This is a genomic window from Epilithonimonas zeae (assembly GCF_900141765.1).
Lineage (GTDB): Bacteria > Bacteroidota > Bacteroidia > Flavobacteriales > Weeksellaceae > Epilithonimonas > Epilithonimonas zeae.
In genome coordinates this window covers 2,400,150-2,422,192 of sequence record NZ_FSRK01000001.1, presented here as the reverse complement: position 1 = coordinate 2,422,192, position 22,043 = coordinate 2,400,150, and the positions used below count along the sequence as shown (strand labels likewise).

Annotated in this window: 15 protein-coding genes; 13 read left to right on the top strand and 2 right to left on the bottom strand. The window is 36.4% G+C overall.

From position 1 onward, the window contains the following. Positions 1-48: 48 nt before the first annotated feature. Both BUR19_RS11005 and BUR19_RS11000 read right to left on the bottom strand, forming a co-directional pair. Positions 49-1,335, bottom strand: coding sequence for a hypothetical protein (locus tag BUR19_RS11005; RefSeq protein ID WP_074235370.1), 1,287 nt, complete (start codon positions 1,333-1,335; stop codon positions 49-51). A gap of 38 nt (positions 1,336-1,373) precedes the next feature. Further along, a complete protein-coding gene (locus BUR19_RS11000; protein WP_074235369.1) occupies positions 1,374-1,910 on the bottom strand; it encodes a YceI family protein in 537 nt (178 codons plus the stop codon). 421 nt (positions 1,911-2,331) lie between these two features. On the opposite strand from BUR19_RS11000, the gene BUR19_RS10995 reads away from it, so the two are divergent. The 13 genes from BUR19_RS10995 to BUR19_RS10925 all read left to right on the top strand — a co-directional run bounded on the left by BUR19_RS10995 (position 2,332) and on the right by BUR19_RS10925 (position 21,980). Then, positions 2,332-2,544, top strand: a complete 213-nt coding sequence (locus BUR19_RS10995) for a hypothetical protein (RefSeq protein ID WP_139297315.1) — start codon at positions 2,332-2,334, stop codon at positions 2,542-2,544. Positions 2,545-4,344: 1,800 nt separating this feature from the next. Further along, positions 4,345-5,070 carry an NUDIX hydrolase gene (locus BUR19_RS10980; protein ID WP_074235365.1) on the top strand — a complete coding sequence of 242 codons (726 nt, stop codon included), beginning with the start codon at positions 4,345-4,347 and terminating at the stop codon, positions 5,068-5,070. An 18-nt stretch (positions 5,071-5,088) separates the two neighbouring features. Further along, a complete protein-coding gene (locus BUR19_RS10975; protein ID WP_074235364.1) occupies positions 5,089-6,573 on the top strand; it encodes a xylulokinase in 1,485 nt (494 codons plus the stop codon). A gap of 110 nt (positions 6,574-6,683) precedes the next feature. Then, a complete protein-coding gene (gene xylA / locus BUR19_RS10970; protein WP_074235363.1) occupies positions 6,684-8,012 on the top strand; it encodes a xylose isomerase in 1,329 nt (442 codons plus the stop codon). Between the two features lie 79 nt (positions 8,013-8,091). After that, positions 8,092-10,968: a SusC/RagA family TonB-linked outer membrane protein gene (locus BUR19_RS10965; RefSeq protein WP_074235362.1), complete on the top strand. Its 2,877-nt coding sequence runs from the start codon at positions 8,092-8,094 to the stop codon at positions 10,966-10,968. Positions 10,969-10,978: 10 nt separating this feature from the next. Next, entirely contained in the window at positions 10,979-12,931 is a 1,953-nt protein-coding gene (locus tag BUR19_RS10960; RefSeq protein ID WP_074235361.1) for a RagB/SusD family nutrient uptake outer membrane protein, read from the top strand. An 85-nt stretch (positions 12,932-13,016) separates the two neighbouring features. After that, positions 13,017-14,192, top strand: a complete 1,176-nt coding sequence (gene uxuA, locus BUR19_RS10955; RefSeq protein ID WP_074235360.1) for a mannonate dehydratase — start codon at positions 13,017-13,019, stop codon at positions 14,190-14,192. 34 nt (positions 14,193-14,226) lie between these two features. Further along, complete coding sequence (locus tag BUR19_RS10950; RefSeq protein ID WP_074235359.1) at positions 14,227-15,042, top strand: SDR family oxidoreductase; 816 nt, start codon at positions 14,227-14,229, stop codon at positions 15,040-15,042. A gap of 114 nt (positions 15,043-15,156) precedes the next feature. Next, complete coding sequence (gene uxaC, locus BUR19_RS10945; protein WP_074235358.1) at positions 15,157-16,575, top strand: glucuronate isomerase; 1,419 nt, start codon at positions 15,157-15,159, stop codon at positions 16,573-16,575. Between the two features lie 3 nt (positions 16,576-16,578). Beyond that, a complete protein-coding gene (locus BUR19_RS10940) occupies positions 16,579-17,580 on the top strand; it encodes a sugar kinase (RefSeq protein ID WP_074235357.1) in 1,002 nt (333 codons plus the stop codon). Continuing rightward, positions 17,577-18,212 (top strand): bifunctional 4-hydroxy-2-oxoglutarate aldolase/2-dehydro-3-deoxy-phosphogluconate aldolase, encoded by a 636-nt coding sequence (locus BUR19_RS10935; RefSeq protein ID WP_074235356.1) that lies wholly within the window; start codon positions 17,577-17,579, stop codon positions 18,210-18,212. The genes BUR19_RS10940 and BUR19_RS10935 overlap by 4 nt, the downstream gene beginning before the upstream one ends. Next, positions 18,212-19,510: an MFS transporter gene (locus tag BUR19_RS10930; protein WP_074235355.1), complete on the top strand. Its 1,299-nt coding sequence runs from the start codon at positions 18,212-18,214 to the stop codon at positions 19,508-19,510. Before BUR19_RS10935 ends, BUR19_RS10930 begins: the two co-directional genes overlap by 1 nt. Before the next feature lie 4 nt (positions 19,511-19,514). Beyond that, a complete protein-coding gene (locus tag BUR19_RS10925; protein WP_074235354.1) occupies positions 19,515-21,980 on the top strand; it encodes a glycoside hydrolase family 95 protein in 2,466 nt (821 codons plus the stop codon). Positions 21,981-22,043: the final 63 nt, after the last annotated feature.

Below are 22,043 nucleotides of genomic sequence, written 5' to 3'. Positions count from 1 at the left end.
AAAACAGAGGAAACCCTAGAGTTTCCTCTGCTTCTGTTAACTGAATATTTAGAAAGCTATGGCTGCTTCTAATACAAATCCATTGAATTTGCCACCATAAAGGATGTTGGTTGGCGCATACCCATCATATTTTTGGTTGACGTACTCCAGTTTGGTAAGGATATTTTTTGTCATAAACCATCCACCCCCAACATTGAATCTTGTGACATCCACTTTTTCTCCGGTAGCCAATTTTCCGTCTACGCCATTGTATCTTCCTGCAACGTATAGATTTTCGTTATTTCCAAATCTGTAAAGTAATTCTGCAGCGTATTGGTTCCATGTTCTTCTGTCTGTCTCCGCGAAGTTTCTGCCAGACGCATTTTCATAAGTTCCGAAGAATTCCAATCCTTTGTATTTTACAAACGGGTTGATCATAAATGAGGTCAGTTTGTTTTTGAAGTCAGGAACAATCTGTCCAGATCTGAAGTTGGCAGAAGAAGTTGCTGCTGTATTTTCCATTACAAAGTAATATCTTGATCCTGCTCTGTCGCCATCATAGAAGTCGAGTCTTTGGGTGTGCGCTGTATTATAAACAGATCCTGTTAGTCTCACTCTAAGATCTTCATTGAGCTGTTTGTCATAGCCTAATTTGGCGTAAAGTGAAGGACTCGTTCCACCATTAGCAGTTTGGTTCAGTCTTCCGTTGGTTATACCTGCCATTCCTATAAATCCGTCTCTTCTGTAATAGACCTCAGCAAAAACCATTGTTGCAAAAGCATCCATCAGATAGTTGCCTACAAAAGGATTGTTTGTAACATAAGCATTATCACTTCTTCTGAAATGGACATCGCCATAGTTGATCTCATCGTGACCAAATTTGATGGTTGCATACTTCATCACATCTTTAAGAAAGTCTTTCTTGATGAAGTCTAATTTGTTGATTTGTAAATATCCACCTTTTACATAAGTCTCGTTATGGTGACGAGAAGATAAAAAAGTTCTCAAGTGTAAGTTAACGCCGTCGTATAATGCCACGTCAAGATCAAGGTTGGCAGTTGCCAGGTTGAAGTTGTTTCCGATATCATACAATTGGTTTGTATTGACTCCAGCAGCGTTGAGTACAGGTGTTGCATTATTCTCGTGCTGGATAGCCTGGAACTGAAGTGCGAATGCGCCTCCAACTCTCACTTTCATTTTTTCAAAAGTACTTACAGTATCTTTTGGGTTTTCAAAAGCATTGATGCTTCTGTGATCACGTGGATTAAGATTGTCGATTGGAAATTCTTGAGCCAAGCCAAGGTTTGCCATTGCTAAAGCAGCGATGAAGCTAACTTTTAATAGATTTCTTTTCATGATATTAAAATTATTCAGTTATTATTCAGTTTGATTTTTTATTCTGCTACAACATTCACTTTTACAGTGACAGCATCTCCGGTTTTGATTCCCATAAATCCTGGACGATCCATCCCAAATTCAGATAATTTAACCGTTTCGGTTCCGTCTATGATGTAAGCATTTCCTTTTTTTACTACAGACACTGGGAAAGAAACATTTTTAGCAGTTCCTGCTATGGTTAATTTTCCTGTAACATTGCTTTTCCCGATATTAATTGAGCTTGCTGTGAAGGTTACGTTTGGTGCTTTGTCAGATTTTAAAGCTTCATAAGCTTTCTTTTCCATTGTTTTACCTTTTTCTGCATTCAAAGCCTTTACTGGAACTATAAGGTTTACATTTGTAATTACATTTCCGGCTACTATTCCACTGAAAGTTGATGTTGAACCTTTCATTTCCCAATCGTGCATTGGAGAAGTTCCTGAAATAGTGATTGTGGTAGTTTTTTGAGTTATTTTTTGAGCATTTGATAATTGAGGTAATAATAGGCCTCCTAAAACTAAACCAAGACTAATTAGATTTTTCGCTGTTTTCATTTTATTAAATATTAATTGTTATTATTATGTATCTTGTGTTATTGATAGGGCAAAGGTATAAGGATGATAAATAATTTGCTATTTTTTTACAATGACAAAAATCTTATTAAACTTGCCTGTTGTGATATTGATAAATAATATCAATATGACTTATCGATTTAATCAAATAGTAATTTGTTTTGTCAATAAGTTAAAGTCGTTTATGGGTAAAGATTATAGAATAATCAGAGATGATATTTGTTAGGTCGTTAATTGATGATGAATATCAGTATTGATATTTTTTAATTTTTATAAAAAATGTTAAATTATTAAGGGATTAATAAATTTTTATGACGGATGTCATGGTTTAGTTTTTTGGGAATTGCTTCAAGTATTTTTTATAAAAGATTTAGTTTGTTAAGCCAAATTAACAATGGTTTTGTTGAAAATTTTAAAATTGACAGCTTATATTGTTGGGAAAATAGATAAAGAATGTCATTTAATTGATGGAAAACCAACAATTAATTCATATTACCAAACATCAGACGATGATAATCCTAGACTTATACCTTATAACTTTGCACAAGGAGAATTTTTAGAAGGCAAATATCAAGGAATTTGGAAGTATTATGATAAAAAAAGACAGGCTTATTAAAAAAGAAAAATGAGATAATGGCAAGCTTATTTACAGGAAAGAATATAATTTTAATACGTGTGATAATTTAGAAGAATATGAATTTTGTAATATAAAATCATCAGGATGTAATTCGATAGAGCAATTAAAAAAAAATTTTCAATTAAGTCAGGGAAATTAGTTTGTAAAATGGGGTTATTAAAAGTATGCGACTAATATTTGATGAAGAAACTATTTCTGATAAGGTCAATTGGAAAAAGAGATAGATGAAATAGAATCAGAGTCTAAAAAACAAAGTATCGACTTGGAAAATAAAATAATCTCTACAGAAACCATAATTAAATTTTACACAAGAATTGAGGAATACCATAAAATATACTTTAATAAATCTACGACTGATACCATTATGGATTATAATTCTTTTAAATATGGTTTTTTGATTATCAATTTGACATAATAACAAAGCTCAATGAAGAATTTAAACATATGTAGCTTGTTTTTCCTGCAATTTTTTTTGCTTTTTTTTTGCATGTAAACCAAAAATATATATAAATGAAAAACCAAATCCAAATAATGATGGAACTTGAGACATTGCATGGGAATTGAGAAAAAATTTATGAAAAAAAAGAACAGGCATATTCATATATCCTAATTTAGGACCCAATTTTCTTTGAAAAGAGGTACATTTAATGGCGTTTTCAAAATAATTGATATTGATAAGAATGGTACAATATTTTATTGTAACTATGTTGATAATCTACCAGTTGGTAGGTATGTTAAAAATTTCTATCACCGAAATAAATATAGACATTTTAGAATACTTCCATTGAAACCTAAAATAGATTTTAATGATGGTAAAGGTTATAACCAACATCAAAAAGAAGGGGTTTGAATAGAAGGTTTTGGACATTGTACTCGTAAAGGCAATTATATAAATAATAAAAAGGAAGGAGTCTGGGAAGAAAATTGTTTTGAAGATGTTAGAGGTTTCTATACAAACAAAATAGATTTATATAAAAATGATAGTATAATAAGTATGAATCAATATTGATAAGTTAAAGAAAAAACTTTTTAAGAAACAAGATTTAACATTGAACTATATAAAAGTTTCAAAATTTGATTTCGAATCTCGAACATTTTATAACGGAGACACTTTGGCTTATTGGAATCTTACAACCTATAAAAAGTTTGGATACTAAAAAAATGTAGTGCAAAAAAAAGATAAAATATAGCTTCGGTTGTGGATATGAGAAATATGAAAGGACTCTCTGTTTTTGATAGGAAAATCATAAATAACCAAATCAAAGTGTTTTAATTTTTTTTATTAAGTTTTGATAATCTCTTTACAAGATATTATTTTGTAATAAATTTTGTGATATTCCTTAACTCAATTGTATTAAGTTAAGGAAAAATCAAAATATCTAAAAATTAATATTTTTTTTCTCTAAAATGTAAAATTGAATATTCGCAACAAATTTTGGTAAAATATTAAGTGTTAAAATTACATTTTTTAATGCTTTTTGCCCTTAATTTTTGATTTATTAAAAAAAAATAAGATTAATTTTAAATAATTCTTATCATCATTTACCTTAAGTTATATATTATAAATTTAATATTTTTTAACATCCTAATTCTTTGTTTATTAATAGTTTTAAAAATTATATCATTAAAATAATGATAACCTTATCATATAATTGATATAAATCTTATCATAAAAAATAGATATGTAAAGTGTTGATATATAGTAAGTAATTGAAAATTTATTTTTTTTTATCAATTGTATTTTTATATTTGTGATGTTACGTAAATGTTAACAGGCAAATGAATCCAAATTTCATTCATACTTATTTATCTGTAGACTGTGTGGTCTTTGGTTTTGATTTTGAGAATAAACTTAATATTCTCTTGGTGCAACGTCACGTGGAAGATATTCCTGTAGAACAACAGAAAAAATTGCCAGGCAGCCTTATTTATAGTAATGAGGATGTAGATGATGCAGCAAACCGAGTTCTATTGGAATTGACGGGGATCAAAAAGATGGTTCTGAAGCAATTTAAGTGTTTTGCAGACCCTAATCGTGCGAGCAATCAAAATGATATCAGATGGATGGGAGAAGAGTATAAGCATAATATAGACAGAATCATTACTGTAGCTTATCTTTCACTATGCCGTATTGACCATAAAATAAACAGTACAAAATATGATACTGTAGATTGGCATCCCATAGACAAAGTTCCGCAACTGCCATTTGATCACAATAAAATTATAGACGAATCTCTAATAGAAATAAGAAAGTGGATCGATTCTGATTTTTCTATCATCTTTGTGCTCCTGCCAAAGAAATTTACAATCAGACAATTGTATCAGCTATATAACGCTTTGAGTGAGAAGAAAATAGATATTAAGAATTTTCATAAAAAAATCTCCTCATTCAGTTATATCATTCCGTTAGATGAGATAGAAACCAATGTATCACACCGTGCAGCAAGATATTACAAGTTCGATCCGAAAATCTACAAGAAAACTCAAAATAAATTAATCAAATAAAATAAGCCTCAAAATAAAATGTATTTATTAGGATTCGATATCGGCAGTTCATCTGTAAAAGTTTGTCTTATTGAGGCATCCAGCGGCAAAGTCATTGCATCTGATTTTTCTCCGAAAAAAGAGATGAAGATCATTGCAGAACAGCCTGGATGGGCAGAACAAAATCCTTCCGATTGGTGGACTAATCTTAAACTGGCGCATCAGTCTGTAATGTCTCACGCAAATATTGAGCCAGAAGATATCAAGGGAATCGGGATTACTTGGCAGATGCACGGATTGATTTTGGTAGATAAATATCAGAATGTTCTTCGTCCGTCCATCATCTGGTGTGACAGCCGCGCAGTTCCTTATGGCGAAAAAGCGTTTAAAGAAATTGGCGAAGAAAAATGTTTGTCTCACCTTTTGAATTCACCAGGGAATTTTACAGCTTCAAAACTGGCTTGGGTTAAGGAAAATGAGCAGGAGCTTTTTGATAAGATTGATAAAATAATGTTGCCAGGAGATTACATCGCAATGAAACTTTCCGGCGAAATTGGAATTACTGTAGAAGGACTTTCCGAAGGGATTTTCTGGGATTTTAAAAACAATTGCATCTCGGAAGATGTTATTAATTATTACGGAATTCCGAAGAGCTTCTTTCCAGAGATTGTTCCAACATTTGGAATTCAGTCTACTGTTTCTTCATCTGCAGCAGAAGAATTAGGATTAAAAGAAGGAACTCCAATTTCGTACAGAGCCGGAGACCAGCCGAATAATGCATTATCGCTTAATGTTTTCAATCCGGGAGAAATTGCTTCCACAGCAGGAACTTCAGGTGTTGTTTACGGCGTTTTGGATCAGTTGGATTATGATAAATTATCAAGAGTTAATACGTTCGCACACGTCAATCATACTGAGGAGCAGATGAGATTAGGCGTTTTACTTTGCATCAACGGAACAGGAATTCTTAATTCTTGGTTGAAGCACAATTTCGCAACTTCATTATCATCTTACGGCGATATGAATGAACTGGCTTCTCTTTCTCCGATTGGTTCCAGGGGTTTAAGCATTATTCCATTTGGAAACGGTGCAGAAAGGGTTTTAGAAAATAAAGATACAAGATGTTCTATCCACGGAATTAATTTTAATATTCATTCAAAAGGTGATGTTCTTCGCGCTGCACAGGAAGCCATCGTTTTTTCTTATGAATACGGGATGAACATTATGAGAGATATGGGAATGGACATCAATGTCATCCGCGCCGGGAATGCCAATATGTTTTTAAGTTCCATTTTCCGCCAGTCATTGGCGAGTGTAAGCAATGCAACAATTGAACTGTTTGATACAGACGGAGCAGTTGGTGCCGCAAGAGCCGCAGGAATGGGAATCGGTTTTTATGCAGATTCCAAAGAAGCATTTTCTTCGTTAGAAAAAATCACTGTTATAGAACCTGAACACGAAAAAAGAGAACAATACCTGGAAGCCTATGAGAGGTGGAAAGATCATCTTCAAGAAATAATTTAATCCAAAAAAAACATACCGAATTTACATTCACTTGCTGGCTCAAAACATCAGCAGGGAAGGGATTCTACAATCAAAATTAAAATCAATAATTAAAAATAAATTAAATAAATATGAACATTTCAAAAGAAACAAAAGCATTTTTTCCAGGGGTAGATCAAATTAGATTTGAAGGTAGAGAGAGTAGAAATCCTTTGGCGTTTCGCTATTATGATGCAGACCAGGTTGTGATGGGAAAACCGATGAAAGAATGGATGCGTTTTGCAATGGCTTGGTGGCATACACTATGTGCAGACGGAAGCGATCCATTTGGAGGACCAACTATTCACCATCCTTGGAGCCAGGGAACTGAGGCAGTTTCCAGAGCCAAATATAAAATGGACGCCGGATTTGAATTTATGCAAAAGATGGGATTTGGTTATTACTGTTTCCACGACATCGATTTGGTAGATCCTGCTGACAACTGGAGAGATTATGAAAAAAATCTACAAGCAGTTGTTGATTACGCTAAAGAAAAACAATCAGAAACGGGCATCAAATTGCTTTGGGGAACGGCTAACGTTTTCACACACGAAAGATATATGAATGGTGCTTCTACCAATCCAAACTTCGATGTTGTGGCTTGCGCAGGAACTCAGGTGAAGAATTCTATCGATGCAACTATTGCTCTAGGAGGCGAAAATTACGTGTTTTGGGGCGGAAGAGAAGGTTATATGAGCCTTTTGAATACCGATATGAAACGTGAAAAAGAGCACCTTGCTCGTTTCCTTACTATGTCTCGTGACTATGCAAGAAGCCAAGGTTTCCAAGGAACTTTCCTTATCGAACCAAAACCAATGGAGCCTACAAAACACCAATACGACTACGATGCAGAAACGGTCATTGGATTCTTGAAAAGCCACGGTTTAGAAAAAGATTTCAAATTAAACCTTGAGGTAAACCACGCAACATTAGCAGGGCACACTTTCGAACACGAACTTCAGGCAGCGGTTGATGCAGGAATGTTAGGAAGCATCGATGCCAACAGAGGAGATTATCAAAACGGATGGGATACAGATCAGTTTCCAATCGATTATTTTGAATTAGCTCAGGCTTGGTTGGTGATTCTTCCGAGTGGCGGTTTAGGTTCAGGAGGTGTCAACTTTGATGCAAAAATCCGTCGTAATTCGGTAGATGCAGATGATCTTTTCATTGCTCACGTTGCAGGTATGGATGCTTTCGCAAAAGGACTTTTGGTAGCAGCAGATATCCTAGAAAATTCGGATTACAGCAAATTGAGAACAGAAAGATATTCATCATTTGATAGCGGAAATGGGAAAGCATTTGAAGAAGGCAGATTGACTTTGCAGGATCTTCAGAAAATTGCTCACCAATCGGGGGAACCTATGCCAAAAAGTGGTAAACAGGAACTTTTCGAAGCGATCGTGAATATGTATATCTAAAATTATATAAGAAAGTTAATCCAATCTCAACGACGAGACTCAAAACTTTCTTATCAAACTAACTTTAAAAATAATAATTATGAATCTATTTCATTTAAGTAAAACCAATAGAGCGGCATTATTTTTTGCTATGACTCTATTACCAACAGGTCTTGTTTACTCGCAGAGTAAAAAAGATACTGTTCAAAAGGAGAAGCAGATTGAGGAGGTTGTTGTTATTGGATATGGAACTCAAAGAAAGGAATCAGTAACAGGGTCTGTTGCTACGGTGAAGGGAGATGCGTTAAGAGAAGTACCATCAGCTAATATCACTCAAGCTTTACAAGGTAGAACTGCGGGTGTGGATATATCACAAACTTCATCAAAACCGGGTGCTTCTATGCAAATTCGTATTAGAGGTGTACGTTCTTTAACTGGCGATAATAATCCGTTAATTGTTTTGGATGGAATTCCATTTGTAGGATCACTTGGCGACATCAGTTCCAGCGATATTAAAAGTATTGATATCCTTAAAGATGCCTCTGCTACAGCTATCTATGGTTCTAGAGGAGCAAATGGTGTAATCTTAGTAACTACAAACAGAGGTGCGAAAGGCCAAAAACCAAGATTTAGCTATAATTCTTTTACAGGTGTTCAAACCTTGTTTTCAAAGTATCCAATGATGAATGGTCCTAAATATGCCAAATTAAGAACCGATGCTGGTAATATTTATGGACTTGGAACTGACGAGACATTGACCACCAATACAGATTGGCAAAGTTTGTATTATAAACCAGCAATGATCACCAGCCAAGATGTTGGTGTTTCTGGCGGAACCGATGGAGGTAATTACAATGTTGGTTTGTCATACTTTAAACAAGATGCTTTGGTGCCGATTCAGAATTATGAAAGGTTTGCATTGAGAATTGGCTTAGATCAGCAGGTTGGTAAAAATTTTAAATTTGGTTTTACAACCAATACCAATTTTACTATTTCAGAAGGTAATGGTATTGCGGCTGCACCAACTCTGGGTAACTCTCCTTTAGCAAATCCATATAACCCAGACGGAACCTTCAAAAGAACGATCAGCACGGCTTCAAATGTTGACCAAGGTTGGGTATATACCAGAAAAACTGTTCAAAATCTGGGAGATAAATATATAGATGAAAGCAAAGCTTTCGCTTCTTACAATAATATATATGGAGAAGTAACCTTACCACTTAATGGATTGAAGTACAGATTAAATGTAGGCTTAGATTACCGTACCTCCAATAGCGGAAACTATACTGGTGTGGGAGCTTTCAATGTAAATGCGGCAGCACCTTCGTCAGCTGGACAAGGTAATAATCAGACATACCACTGGGTATTGGAAAATTTATTAACTTATGATAGAACTTTTGGTAAGCATAAAGTGAATGCAGTGGGTCTATACTCGGCTGAGCAAAACAGATATGTAAGTAGTTACATAAGCGCTAGAAATGTACCTGGTGATTTCTTCCAGTACTATAACATTGGACAGTCACCTCAGGCAGATATCACTATTGATCCAAATAATCAAGTCTATCAACAATGGGGGTTAATGTCTTATATGGGGAGAGTGATGTATACATTTGATAATAAATATATGTTAACCGCAACATTACGTGGAGACGGCTCATCTAGATTAGCCCCAGGAAACAAATGGCATACTTATCCGGCACTTTCATTAGGATGGAATGTGACAAACGAATCTTTTATGCAGAATTTCAGCTTTATTAATCTTTTCAAGTTAAGAGCAGGATGGGGACAAACCTCTAACCAGGCTGTCAATCCATATTCAACTTTGGGTGTGCTAACAGTAGTACCATATAACTTTGGTACCACAAATGGAACAGGACTTTACGTTAGTTCTGCGCCTAATCCAAATTTAGGATGGGAATATTCAAAAACACAAAACTATGGGGTTGATTTTGCATTTCTTAATAACAGATTAACTGGGACTGTAGAATATTATAGAACCAAAACAGAAGGACTTCTTCAAGCGGTGGCACTTCCACAATCCAGTGGTCTAGGATCACAAACTGCCAATGTAGGTGTAACAGAAAATAAAGGTTGGGAATTTTCATTGAATGGAAGTATTATACAAAGTGCGGAAGGTTTCAATTGGGATGCTGGAATTAACTGGTATACCAATAAAAATCAAATCTTAAGTCTGGCATCTGGTAGAGATAGAGACGAGGGAAATCTGTGGTTTGTAGGACACAATATTAATGCTTTGTTGGACTATCAAAATATAGGACTTTGGCAGCAAGGTGATCCTTATTTGAATATTCTGGAACCCCAAGCAGGTGCTGCAGTAGGAATGATTAAAGTATTATATACTGGTGGTTATAATGCGGATGGAACACCTATGCGAGCAATAGGAGCAGCGGATAGACAAATTATTGATACGGCGCCAGATTGGCAAGGTGGATTTAATATGAGATTTGCTTATAAAAACTTTGAATTAAGTACTGTAGGTGCTTTCCAACACGGCGGTGTTTTGATCAGTACTTTATATGGTTCTTCAAGTTATCTTAATCGATTGACAGGTAGAGGAGGCAACGTAGATGTGGACTATTGGACTGAAGAAAATCCGAATGTTAGATATCCAAAACCTGGTGGGCTAAGAGATGGTGATAATCCAAAATACGCTTCCACATTAGCACTTTTTGATGCTTCATATCTTAAGTTAAGAACTATAACTTTAGGATATAATGTAAATAAAGAATTTTTGAAAGATTTGAATTTAAATAGTTTGAGAATTTATTTTACAGTTACAAACCCATTAGTTTTATTCTCACCATACCACAAAGAGTCTGGAATGGATCCAGAACCGAACTCCGTGGGAGATCAAAATCAAGCTGTTAACTCAAATTATAAATCGAGACAATTGATTATAGGAACTAATAATCCGGCAACCAGAAACTATTTGATGGGACTTAATTTAACGTTTTAAAAAGAAGGTCATGATAAATTTAAACAAAAAAATAATAATCGGCTCAGTATTTTTATCACTAGCATTCACAGGATGTAATGATATTTTAGAAGAGCAACCAAGATCAAGTTATACTGTAGAGTTTTTCAATACCGAAGATGGTATTAGACAAGGTGTTACATCTCTCTACAGACATATGAGATCGCTTTATGGAAATGGCTATTATATGAGTAACTGCCAAAACGGAACAGACGAATCTACTTGGGGACAAAGTGCTGATGGAAACTTCAAAGACCTTGATATGACAGGTAATGTTGGAAGTATAAACCCAAACACATTTCCTACGAGTATGATATGGGGTTCAGTTTTTCCGTATATCAATAGCGCAAATGGAATTATTGAAAAAGGACCCAATTTTGGTATCGCAGAATCTTTGGTTTCTGAAGCAAGATTTTTCAGAGCTTTTGATTATTTCCTACTAGTTCAGACTTATGGCGGAGTGCCTTTGGATTTAGGTTCGGGAGAGCTGAAATTTAACACGTCTGCGGTAACAACTTCTACAAGAAATACAGTCACAGAAGTCTACACTAAAGCTATTTTTCCAGATCTCTTAAAAGCAATTGATAATCTACCAGTTGCACCAAGAGTAACTGGTGGGGTTACAAAAAATGTAGCAAGACTTTTCTTGGCTAAAGCTTACCTGACATATGGTTGGTGGTTACAAAACCCAAATAGTATTCCAACTTATCCAGAAACGCCAAGAGTTGATCCAAACGGTCAAACTGCACAATGGTACTTTCAACAAGCTTACGATATAGCGATGACAGGAATCACTAATCCTGGTCCTTACTCATTACAACCTACGTTCTATGATGTTAACGTTGGATCTAATGACCGTAATAGCGAGTGTATGCTTTATGCAGATCATACAGCTTCAAGTACTTATTATAACGAAGGTGATCCAACAGGTTTTGGTGCGGCATGGTCGCCAGATAACTTTGCAGCTTGGATGCAGACTTGGAATTATACCAATCTAAAAAGCAGTAAAACGCCAGCTTGGGGAACTAATGACATTGTAAGTTCTGTACAAAGAGCTGCTACACAATCTCTTGGTAGACCTTGGGTACGTATGGCTCCTCCTATTGGAGTTATTAAAAATACTTTTGCCGATAAATCTGTGGATTCTCGTTACGATGGAACATTTGTAAGTGCATACAGAGGAAATTGGGATAAAGCTGGATTGGGTAATATTACACTTTACAATGCTAATGCATTACCTGTACAACCAGGTGGAGTTATCCTATCTTTCTTAGATGATGATTCTGTGACACCAACTTATCCAACAGGAGCAGGGCAAAACGGCGTTGGAGCAGGAACCTTGCCAGGCAGAGCTGATTATGTTGTTGCACCTAATGGTATTAGTAGAATGGTGTATCCAGGTCTTTGGAAAATTGGAACTTACACTACGCTTGACCCTAATGGTTTAGGATATCCTAACGCAGGTTTAACAAGACCTTTTAATGTTGCTAAATTCTCAGAATTTTATTTCATCGCTGCTGAAGCTGCTGTAAAAGGTGCGACTGGTACAATGTCAGCAAGAGAGTTGATCAATGTGATCCGAGCTAGAGCGGGTAAATGGAAATTTAACAATGCTAAAAATGCTCCTATGGTTGCCGATAATAGTGCTGCAATGGTTGCAGCAACACCATCTGTTATTACAATTGATTATATTTTGGCGGAACGTTCTAGAGAATATTATGGAGAATTTTACAGATGGTATGATCTTGTACGTACTCAAAAATGGGAAGAGTATGCTGCTACTTATCAAATTGGTGGAGTTAATTATGGTGATCATACGCCTCAAACCTTTACTCGTAATATTCAAAAGTTTCATTATCTAAGACCAATTCCTCAAGGTCAGTTGGATAATATGAGCTTAAGTGCAGAAGAAAAAGCAAAATACCAGAACCCTGGTTACAATTAATAATTTTCACATTCATATCAATCAAAACAAAGTAGGTGTAGCCTTTACACCTGCTTTGTTTAATAAATAAAATTAAAGAAAAAGTATGGAAAAAACCTGGCGTTGGTTTGGGAAAAAAGATAAAATTAAATTACAGACACTTCGGCAAATTGGTGTGGAAGGAATTGTTTCTGCACTGCACGATATTCCGAACGGAGAAATCTGGAGTCTCGAGGCTGTTAACTATTATAAAAACTATATAGAAAGTCATGGACTTCGCTGGTCTGTAGTTGAAAGCCTTGCTGTGAGCGAGTCTATCAAATACGGAGGAAACGACAGAGACCAACTGATAGAAAATTATATCAAAAGTCTTGAAAATCTCGGTAAAGCAGGCGTGACAACAGTTTGTTACAACTTTATGCCGGTTCTCGATTGGGCCAGAACAGACCTTTTTCACGAGTGGGAAGACGGTTCATCATCTTTATATTTTGATAAGGCCAAATTCGCCTATTTTGAAATTCATATTCTGAAAAGAGACGGAGCAGAAAAAGATTATACACCTGAAATTCTCAAAAAAGTTGAGGAATTAAAAAATACGCTTACAGAAGCCGATAACAATGATTTGATAGATTCGGTCATTGTGAAAACGCAGGGATTTGTCAATGGAAATATCAAAGAAGGCGACTTAAATCCGGTAGAAAAGTTCAATAGTTTATTGGCATTGTATGACGGAATTGATAAAAATCAACTTCGTGAAAATTTAAAATATTTCCTCGAAAAAATAATGCCGGTTTGCGAAGAGTGGAACATCCAAATGTGTGTGCATCCGGACGACCCACCATTTGCTTTGCTTGGTTTGCCAAGAATCGTGACCAACGAAGACGATATCGATTGGTTTTTGAATGCTGTCGATAATCCACACAACGGACTGACATTCTGCGCAGGTTCTCTAAGTGCCAATCTTCAGAACGATGTTCCGAAATTAGCTCAAAAATATGCCCACAGAACTAAATTTGTTCACCTCAGAAGTACCAATGTTTTTGAAAACGGAGATTTTATCGAGGCTCATCATTTAGGCGGAAGAGGAAAACTGATTGACGTTATCAGAGTTTTCGAAAAAGAAAATCCGGATTTACCAATGAGGATAGACCACGGAAGATTGTTGACAGAAGACGTTGACAAAGGGTACAATCCAGGTTACTCGTTCTTAGGAAGAATGTTGGCTTTAGGTCAAATTGAAGGCGTGATGGCAACAGTACAATCAGAATTGCAAAAAAAATAAATTTAAAATTTGCAATCATTTTAAAAAGTAAAAAATGAACGAAATATTCAGCATAAAAGATAAAGTAGCGGTCATCACAGGCGCTTCCGGCGTTTTGGGAGGAAGTTTGGCGAAAAGTTTCATCGAAGCCGGAGCTAAAATTGTTGCGGTAGGCAGAAATCAGGAAACTCTGGATTCCCGTGTAAAGGAGCTCGCAGATTCAGGAGGTGACGCATTTGCCGTGGAAGCCAATGTAATGAACATCGAAAGCCTTGAAGCTGCTTCGAAAAAAATCATCGAAAAGTATGGTAGAATAGACATTCTGCTGAATATTGCGGGCGGAAATATTCCCACAGCAACTTTATCTCCTGAACAATCTTTTTTCGATATTAATATGAAGGGATGGGATGAGGTCACTGATCTCAATATCAACGGAACGGTTTATCCAAGTTACGTGTTCGGAAAAGTGATGGCTGAACAGGGAAGCGGCAGCATTGTTAATATTTCTTCAATGGCCGCTTATTCGGCTATTACAAGAGTGGCGGGATATTCAGCGGCAAAATCAGCAATTACAAACTTTACACAATGGTTAGCTTCAGATTTGGCACTGAAATTCGGAGACAAAATCCGTGTGAATGCTGTTGCCCCGGGATTTTTCATCGGTGACCAGAACCGTGCTATTTTGTTGAATCCAGATGGTTCTTTAACGGACAGAAGCAAAAAAGTGATTGCCAAAACACCAATGCAAAGATTTGGTGAAGTGGAAGAACTGAATGGAGCTGTCCAGTTTCTTTGTTCCGATGCCGCAAGTTTTATAACAGGCGCATTATTACCTGTGGATGGCGGTTTTAGCGCATTCAGTGGTGTTTAAATTAAGTATTATTTTCTTTATACAGTAAGCAGGGCCTTAATAAATTTTTCTCATAGTTAAGGTCTTGTTTTTAAAGATTTTCACAAAATAAAAATCAGTTTTTTAGATTAAATAATGACTCATTCCATTAAAAATAAAGGAGTTTTCGGAGAATCATTTTTGCTGGAATCGGCAAAGGCGGAAAATCTCTATTTTGGATATGCGAAAGAGATACCGATTATTGATTACCATAATCATCTTGAGCCTGACGTGATTTCAAATAATCAGAATTTCCGTTCTCCAACAGCCATCTGGCTGGATGGCGACCATTACAAATGGCGTGCAATGCGGAATTTTGGGATTGATGAAAAATTCATTTCCGGCAATGCCTCAGACTTAGAAAAATTTAAAAAATGGTCAGAAGTGGTACCCAACACGCTTCGGAATCCATTATTTCACTGGACTCACCTCGAGCTCAAAAATCCTTTCGGAATCAAAGAATATCTTTCGATGAAAAATGCAGAATCTGTTTACAGTCAGATGAATGCAAGTCTTCAGACATCAGAATTTCTGCCGCAATCTATCATCAAAAATTTTAAGGTGGAAGCACTTTGCACAACAGACGACCCATCAGACGATTTGGTATATCATAAAGCTTTGAAAGACAGTAGTTTCGAGACCGCTGTTTTACCTGCTTTTCGTCCGGATGCTTACATTAACATCATCAATACTGAACAATATTTATCTGCAATTAAAAAACTTGAAAAAGTTTCCGGAATTGAAATTAATTCTGCTTCAGATTTGCTGAATGCGCTACAATCAAGAATTAATTATTTTGCAGAAAACGGAGCGAAAGTGGCAGATCACGGCTTCGAATATTTTCCAGATACAACCATTTGGAATCAAAATCTTGAAACCGAATTTTCAGAGTTTTTAAAGGGAAACAGACCCAGTTTTTCAAATCCTGAAGCGTTGTGTGGTTACTTGCTGAAAGAACTTTGCAAGATGTACAATGAACAAGGTTGGGCTCAACAGTTTCACGTGGGCGCAACCAGAAATAACAATTCTCAAATGCTGAGCAAAATTGGAATTAATGCTGGTTATGATGCCATTGGCGAACAATATTTTGCACAAAGATTAAGTGTTCTTTTGGATGAATTAAATTCTACCGGACAGCTTACTAAAACAATTATTTACAACCTTAATCCCACTTTTAATGAAGTTTTGGCGACCCTTGCCGGTAATTTTAATGAAAGCGGAATTAAATCCAAAGTACAGTTTGGTGCAGCCTGGTGGTTTCTCGACCAATTAGACGGAATGAAAAAACAGATGAACACGCTTTCCAACATCGGTCTCATTAGCACTTTTGTCGGAATGTTGACCGATTCAAGAAGCTTGTTGTCATTCTCAAGACACGATTATTTCAGGAGATTGTTGTGCAATATGTTTGGCAGCGAGATGGAAAGAGGATTGCTTCCCAATGACGAAGAATGGATAGGAAAAATCATTCAGGATATCTGTTATCACAACACCAAAAACTATTTTGAATTTTAAAAAATGAATTCCAGCTCTAATAAAATATTGTGTTTCGGAGAATTGCTTCTTCATTTTGCACCGGATTCCGAAGGAAACTGGCTGAATGAACAGGCTATGAAAATCTTCCTTGGCGGCGCAGAATATAACGTGGCTTCCGCACTTGCTCAATGGCAGAACCCTGTTAAATTACTTTCAGCTTTACCGGAAAATTTTGTCGGAAATCAATTGGAAATTCAGCTTCAAAATAAAGGAATTGAAGTTTTAGCAGAGAAAAGCAATGGCAGAATCGGAACTTTTTATCTTTCATCGGATGGCGATATGCAGAATGCTTCGGTTGTTTATGACCGTTCTCCATCGGTTTTTACACAGTCAGATTTTTCTGAATTTAGTTTTGATGAAATTTTTTCTGAGGTTAAATGGCTTCACATCAGTACAATCACACCAGCTTTAAGCGAAAATGCTTACCAGAAATGTATCGATTTAATGAGTGAAGCTGCAAAGAGAAATATCACGGTTTCTTTGGATTTAAATTACCGCGCAGCGCTATGGCAAGGAAGAAATCCATCAGAATTAGTCAGAAAAATGATGCCTTTCGTGAATGTGTTGATGGGAAATATCTGGTCGATTCAGCAGTTTCTTGAAATCCCGATTGAATATGAACTGAACGAAAATTTTGATGATGAAAATCTTTTAAAGCAAGCCGAAAAATCAGCGTTAGAAATTCAGAAACAATATCCGAATGTAGAATTGATTGCCAACACTTTTAGATTTACAAAAGGCAAAAAAGTGAATTATTATGCGACTTTGTTCACTAACCAACTTTTAGTTTCTGAGCAATATTATTCTGATAAGATTTTGGAAAGAGTAGGAAGTGGCGATTCATTTATGGCAGCATTAATTCACGGAAAAATCAAAGGAAATTCTTCACAGCAGATTTTGGAAGATGCAACAAAAGTGGCCTTCAGTAAACTATTTGTAAAAGGTGACACCATCGATAAATCTATAAATATCGAAAAACTATGAATCCAATCATACAAAAAATAAAAGACCAGAAAATCGTTCCGTTGTTCTACAACGAATCGTTTGAGTTTTCAAAAAATACCGTAAAAGCCTTGTACGAAGCAGGAATCCGTGTGATAGAATACACGAATCGAGGTATTCAAGCTTTGGAAAACTTTACAAAACTGAAAGATATTTCCACTACCGAATTTCCGGAACTTTTATTAGGAATCGGAACTGTGAAAAATATAAAGGAAATGGATGATTATGCCAATGCAAAAGCAGATTTCATCATTACACCTGTCATCAGTGAAGAACTTGTAAAACATTCAGTCTCAAAAAATATCAATTTAATTCCAGGATGTTTTACGCCTTCTGATGTTAATCTGGCTTTTCAAAACGGACTTCGATTGGTAAAGATTTTCCCCGCAGATGCTTTGGGTAAAAATTATATCAAATCCATCCAGCCCGTTTTTCCGGGAATGAATTTTATGCCAACAGGTGGCGTGAATGCCGATGTTGAGGATATCAACGAATGGTTCAAAGGCGGTGCAATAGCCGTTGGATTGGGAAGTTCTTTGGTGAAATCGGATTTAAACGAAGAGAAACTTACCGAAAAAGTAAAAAATTTATTACAACAACTTAATGAAAACTAATGCAGGCTCCTAAAAACCGAAATATCAGATGGTTTATGCTGTCTATGGTCTTTCTAGCTACTACGATCAATTATCTCGACCGTCAGGTAATGGGTTTGCTGAAACCTGTTCTTGAAAAAGAATTCAGCTGGGACGAGAAGGATTACAGCTACATCGTGATGGCTTTTACGACTACTTATGCCATCGGATATCTCGCAATGGGACGTTTTATCGACAGGGTCGGAACTAAAATCGGATATGCCGTTTCTTTGATAGTCTGGAGTTTAGCATCTATCGGACACGGTTTTGTGAAAAGTACGGTCGGTTTTTTAATCGCAAGAAGTACTTTGGGAATTAGTGAAGCAGGAAATTTCCCAGCAGCAATAAAATCTGTCGCCGAATGGTTTCCGAAAAAAGAACGAGCTTTGGCGACGGGAATTTTTAACTCAGGTGCAACGGTTGGAGCTATTTTAGCGCCACTCTTAGTTCCTTTTATTTTAGGTCATTACGGCTGGAGACAAACTTTTGTCTGGATTGGTGCATTGGGTCTGTTATGGATTGTTTTGTGGTGGAGATTTTACAATATTCCGGAAAAAACTAAAAATCTTAGCCAAGAAGAACTTCAATACATCAAAAGCGATCAGGCTGGACAAACGGAAGTACCGTCTAAAGTTCCACTTTCAGAATTATTAAAATATAAAGTAACTTGGGCTTTTGCCATCGGAAAAATCCTTACCGATCCGATTTGGTATTTCTTTATGTTCTGGCTGCCTGCGTATTTTTCAGACGTTTTTAAAATGGATTTGACCAAACCTTCCATTCCACTAATCATTATTTACAGCGGAACCACGATTGGAAGTATTGGTGGCGGTTATCTGTCTTCATTATTAATTAAAAAAGGCTGGGCGATCGGAAGAGCGAGAAGTTTTACAATGTTACTGTTCGCCTTGATGGTAGTTCCGGTAATGTTTTCAAAATATGTCGACAATATGTGGATGATTACGATTATCATTGCTTTGGCAACAGCTGCGCATCAAGGTTGGGGAGCAAATCTGATGACAACAGTCGGAGACAAATTACCCAATAATTATGTGAGTTCGGTCATCGGTTTTGGCGGAATGCTCGGTTCTGCAGCCGGAATTCTTTTCCCACTTTTCATCGGGATTGTTTTGGATACATTCAAAAAAGCGGGAAATATCAATGGTGGTTACAATATCATATTTTTCATAGCTGGTGTTTCTTACATTGCAGCTTGGGGAATTATTTGGTTGATTAATAGAAATACGACCGTAAATTCTGTCTCAGAAAAGAAAATTTAAAAAAATGAACTTCAAATTTTCCATATTAACCTTCTGTCTTTTCCTTAGCGGATTTTCCTTTGCTCAAAAAGGAGGAAAATATAAGCTTTGGTATGACAAACCTGCCAAACAGTGGGTGGAAGCGTTACCGGTTGGAAACGGAAGATTAGCAGCGATGGTTTTTGGCGATCCTTCTCAGGAAAAACTTCAGCTGAACGAAGCTACTTTTTGGTCAGGCGGACCTTCCCGAAACGATAATCCGGATGGCCCGAAAGTTTTAGATTCAATAAGATATTATTTATTCAACGGCAATTACAAAAGAGCGCAAATCCTAACCGATAAAGGTTTAACAGCAAAGACTCTTCACGGTTCAGCGTTTCAGAATATTGGTGAGTTAATTCTTGACTTTAAAAATAATAATGATGTTAAAAATTATTACAGAGAATTAGACATAGAAAAAGCAATCACAACAACGACTTTTACCGCCAACGGAATCAATTTCAAAAGAGAAGTTTTCGCTTCAATTCCGGATAATGTAATTGTGATTAAACTAAGTTCAGACAAAAAAAATGCGCTGAGTTTCTCCGCCAATTTCAACAACGAACTTAATAAAAGCGTCAGAGCCATTGATTCCAACATATTGCAGATTGACGGATTGTCTTCAACTTTAGACGGCGTTCAGGGTCAGGTTAAATTCAATGCCATCGCAAAAATTCTCAACAAAGGTGGCAAAACAGATGTTTCAGAAAACAAAATTTCAGTAAGCAATGCCAATGAAGTCACGATTCTGATTTCCATTGCGACCAACTTTACAGATTACAAAACTTTGAACACAGATGAAGTTTTAAAAAGTAAAAAATACATCGAAGCCTCAGAACAAAAAAGTTTCAATACTTTACTGAAAAACCATCTGGCTTTTTATCAAAAATATTTCAAAAGAGTTGATTTGGATTTAGGAACTTCCGAAGCTTCAAAAAATCCAATCGATGTTCGGATTAAAAATTTCGCAACCAATTACGACCCTGAACTTGTGGCTTTATATTACCAGTTTGGTCGTTATCTTTTGATTTCCTCTTCACAACCTGGTGGTCAGCCGGCGAACCTTCAGGGAATCTGGAATAATTCCAACAAACCCGCTTGGGACAGCAAATACACCATCAACATCAACACGGAAATGAACTATTGGCCGGCGGAAAAAACCAACCTTTCCGAGATGCACGAACCGCTGATTCAGATGGTCAAAGACTTGAGCGAATCCGGAAAAGAAACGGCAAAAACGATGTACAAAAGCCGTGGTTGGGTCGCACATCACAATACGGATATCTGGAGAATCACAGGAGTCATAGACTTTGCCAACGCAGGAATGTGGCCATTGGGCAGTGCCTGGCTTTCCCAGCATCTTTGGGAAAAATATTTATACAGTGGAGATAAAAATTATCTTCAATCCATTTATCCGATTCTAAAATCTGCCGCTCAATTCTATGAAGATTTTCTGATAGAAGAACCGACGCACCATTGGCTGGTCGTAAGTCCGTCAATGTCTCCCGAGAATATTCCAAACGGACATCAGGGAAGTGCTTTGGCAAGCGGAAATACGATGGATAATCAGCTGATCTTTGACCTTTTTACCAAGACAAAGAATGCAGCCGAAATTCTTAATATAGACTCAGATAAAATCCCGGTTTGGAACAATATTATTTCAAAATTACCACCGATGAAAATCGGAAGGTATGGTCAATTGCAGGAATGGGCAGAAGACTGGGACAATCCGAAAGATAATCACAGACACGTCTCGCATCTTTACGGATTATTTCCGTCCAACCAAATCAATCCTTTCACCACGCCCGAATTGCTGGACGCTTCCAAAACGGTTTTACTGCATCGTGGCGACGTTTCCACAGGCTGGAGTATGGGCTGGAAAGTGAATCTTTGGGCGAAATTATTAGACGGAAATCACGCCAACAAATTAATCAAAGACCAATTAACTTTGGTAGAAAAAGACGGTTGGGGCAAAAAAGGCGGAACGTATCCCAATCTTTTTGATGCGCATCCGCCGTTCCAGATTGACGGAAATTTTGGCTGTACCTCGGGAATTATCGAGATGCTTTTGCAAACTCAGAACGGGTTTATCGACATTCTTCCCGCACTTCCGGATGAATGGAAAAATGGAAAGATTTCCGGGCTGAAAACCTACGGCGATTTTGAAATCAGCATTGTCTGGGAAAATAATAAAGCGAAGGAAATCACCATAAAATCCAATTTAGGCGGAAACTGCAGAGTCAGAATTCCCAACAAAATGGAATTATCAGGAAAAACAAAACTCAAAAAAGCGGAAGGCAAAAACCCGAATCACTTTTTCGAAACACCTGAGATTAAAAAGCCAATAATTTCCAGTGAAGCAAAATTAAACCTTGTCGAAATAAAAGAATCTGTGATGTATGATTTCCCAACAGAATCAGGAAAAACATACAAACTGAAAATAAAAAATTGATTAATAGGAACGGGCTTTAGCCCGTTTAATAAATGGATCAAACAATTGGCTTTAGCAAAAATT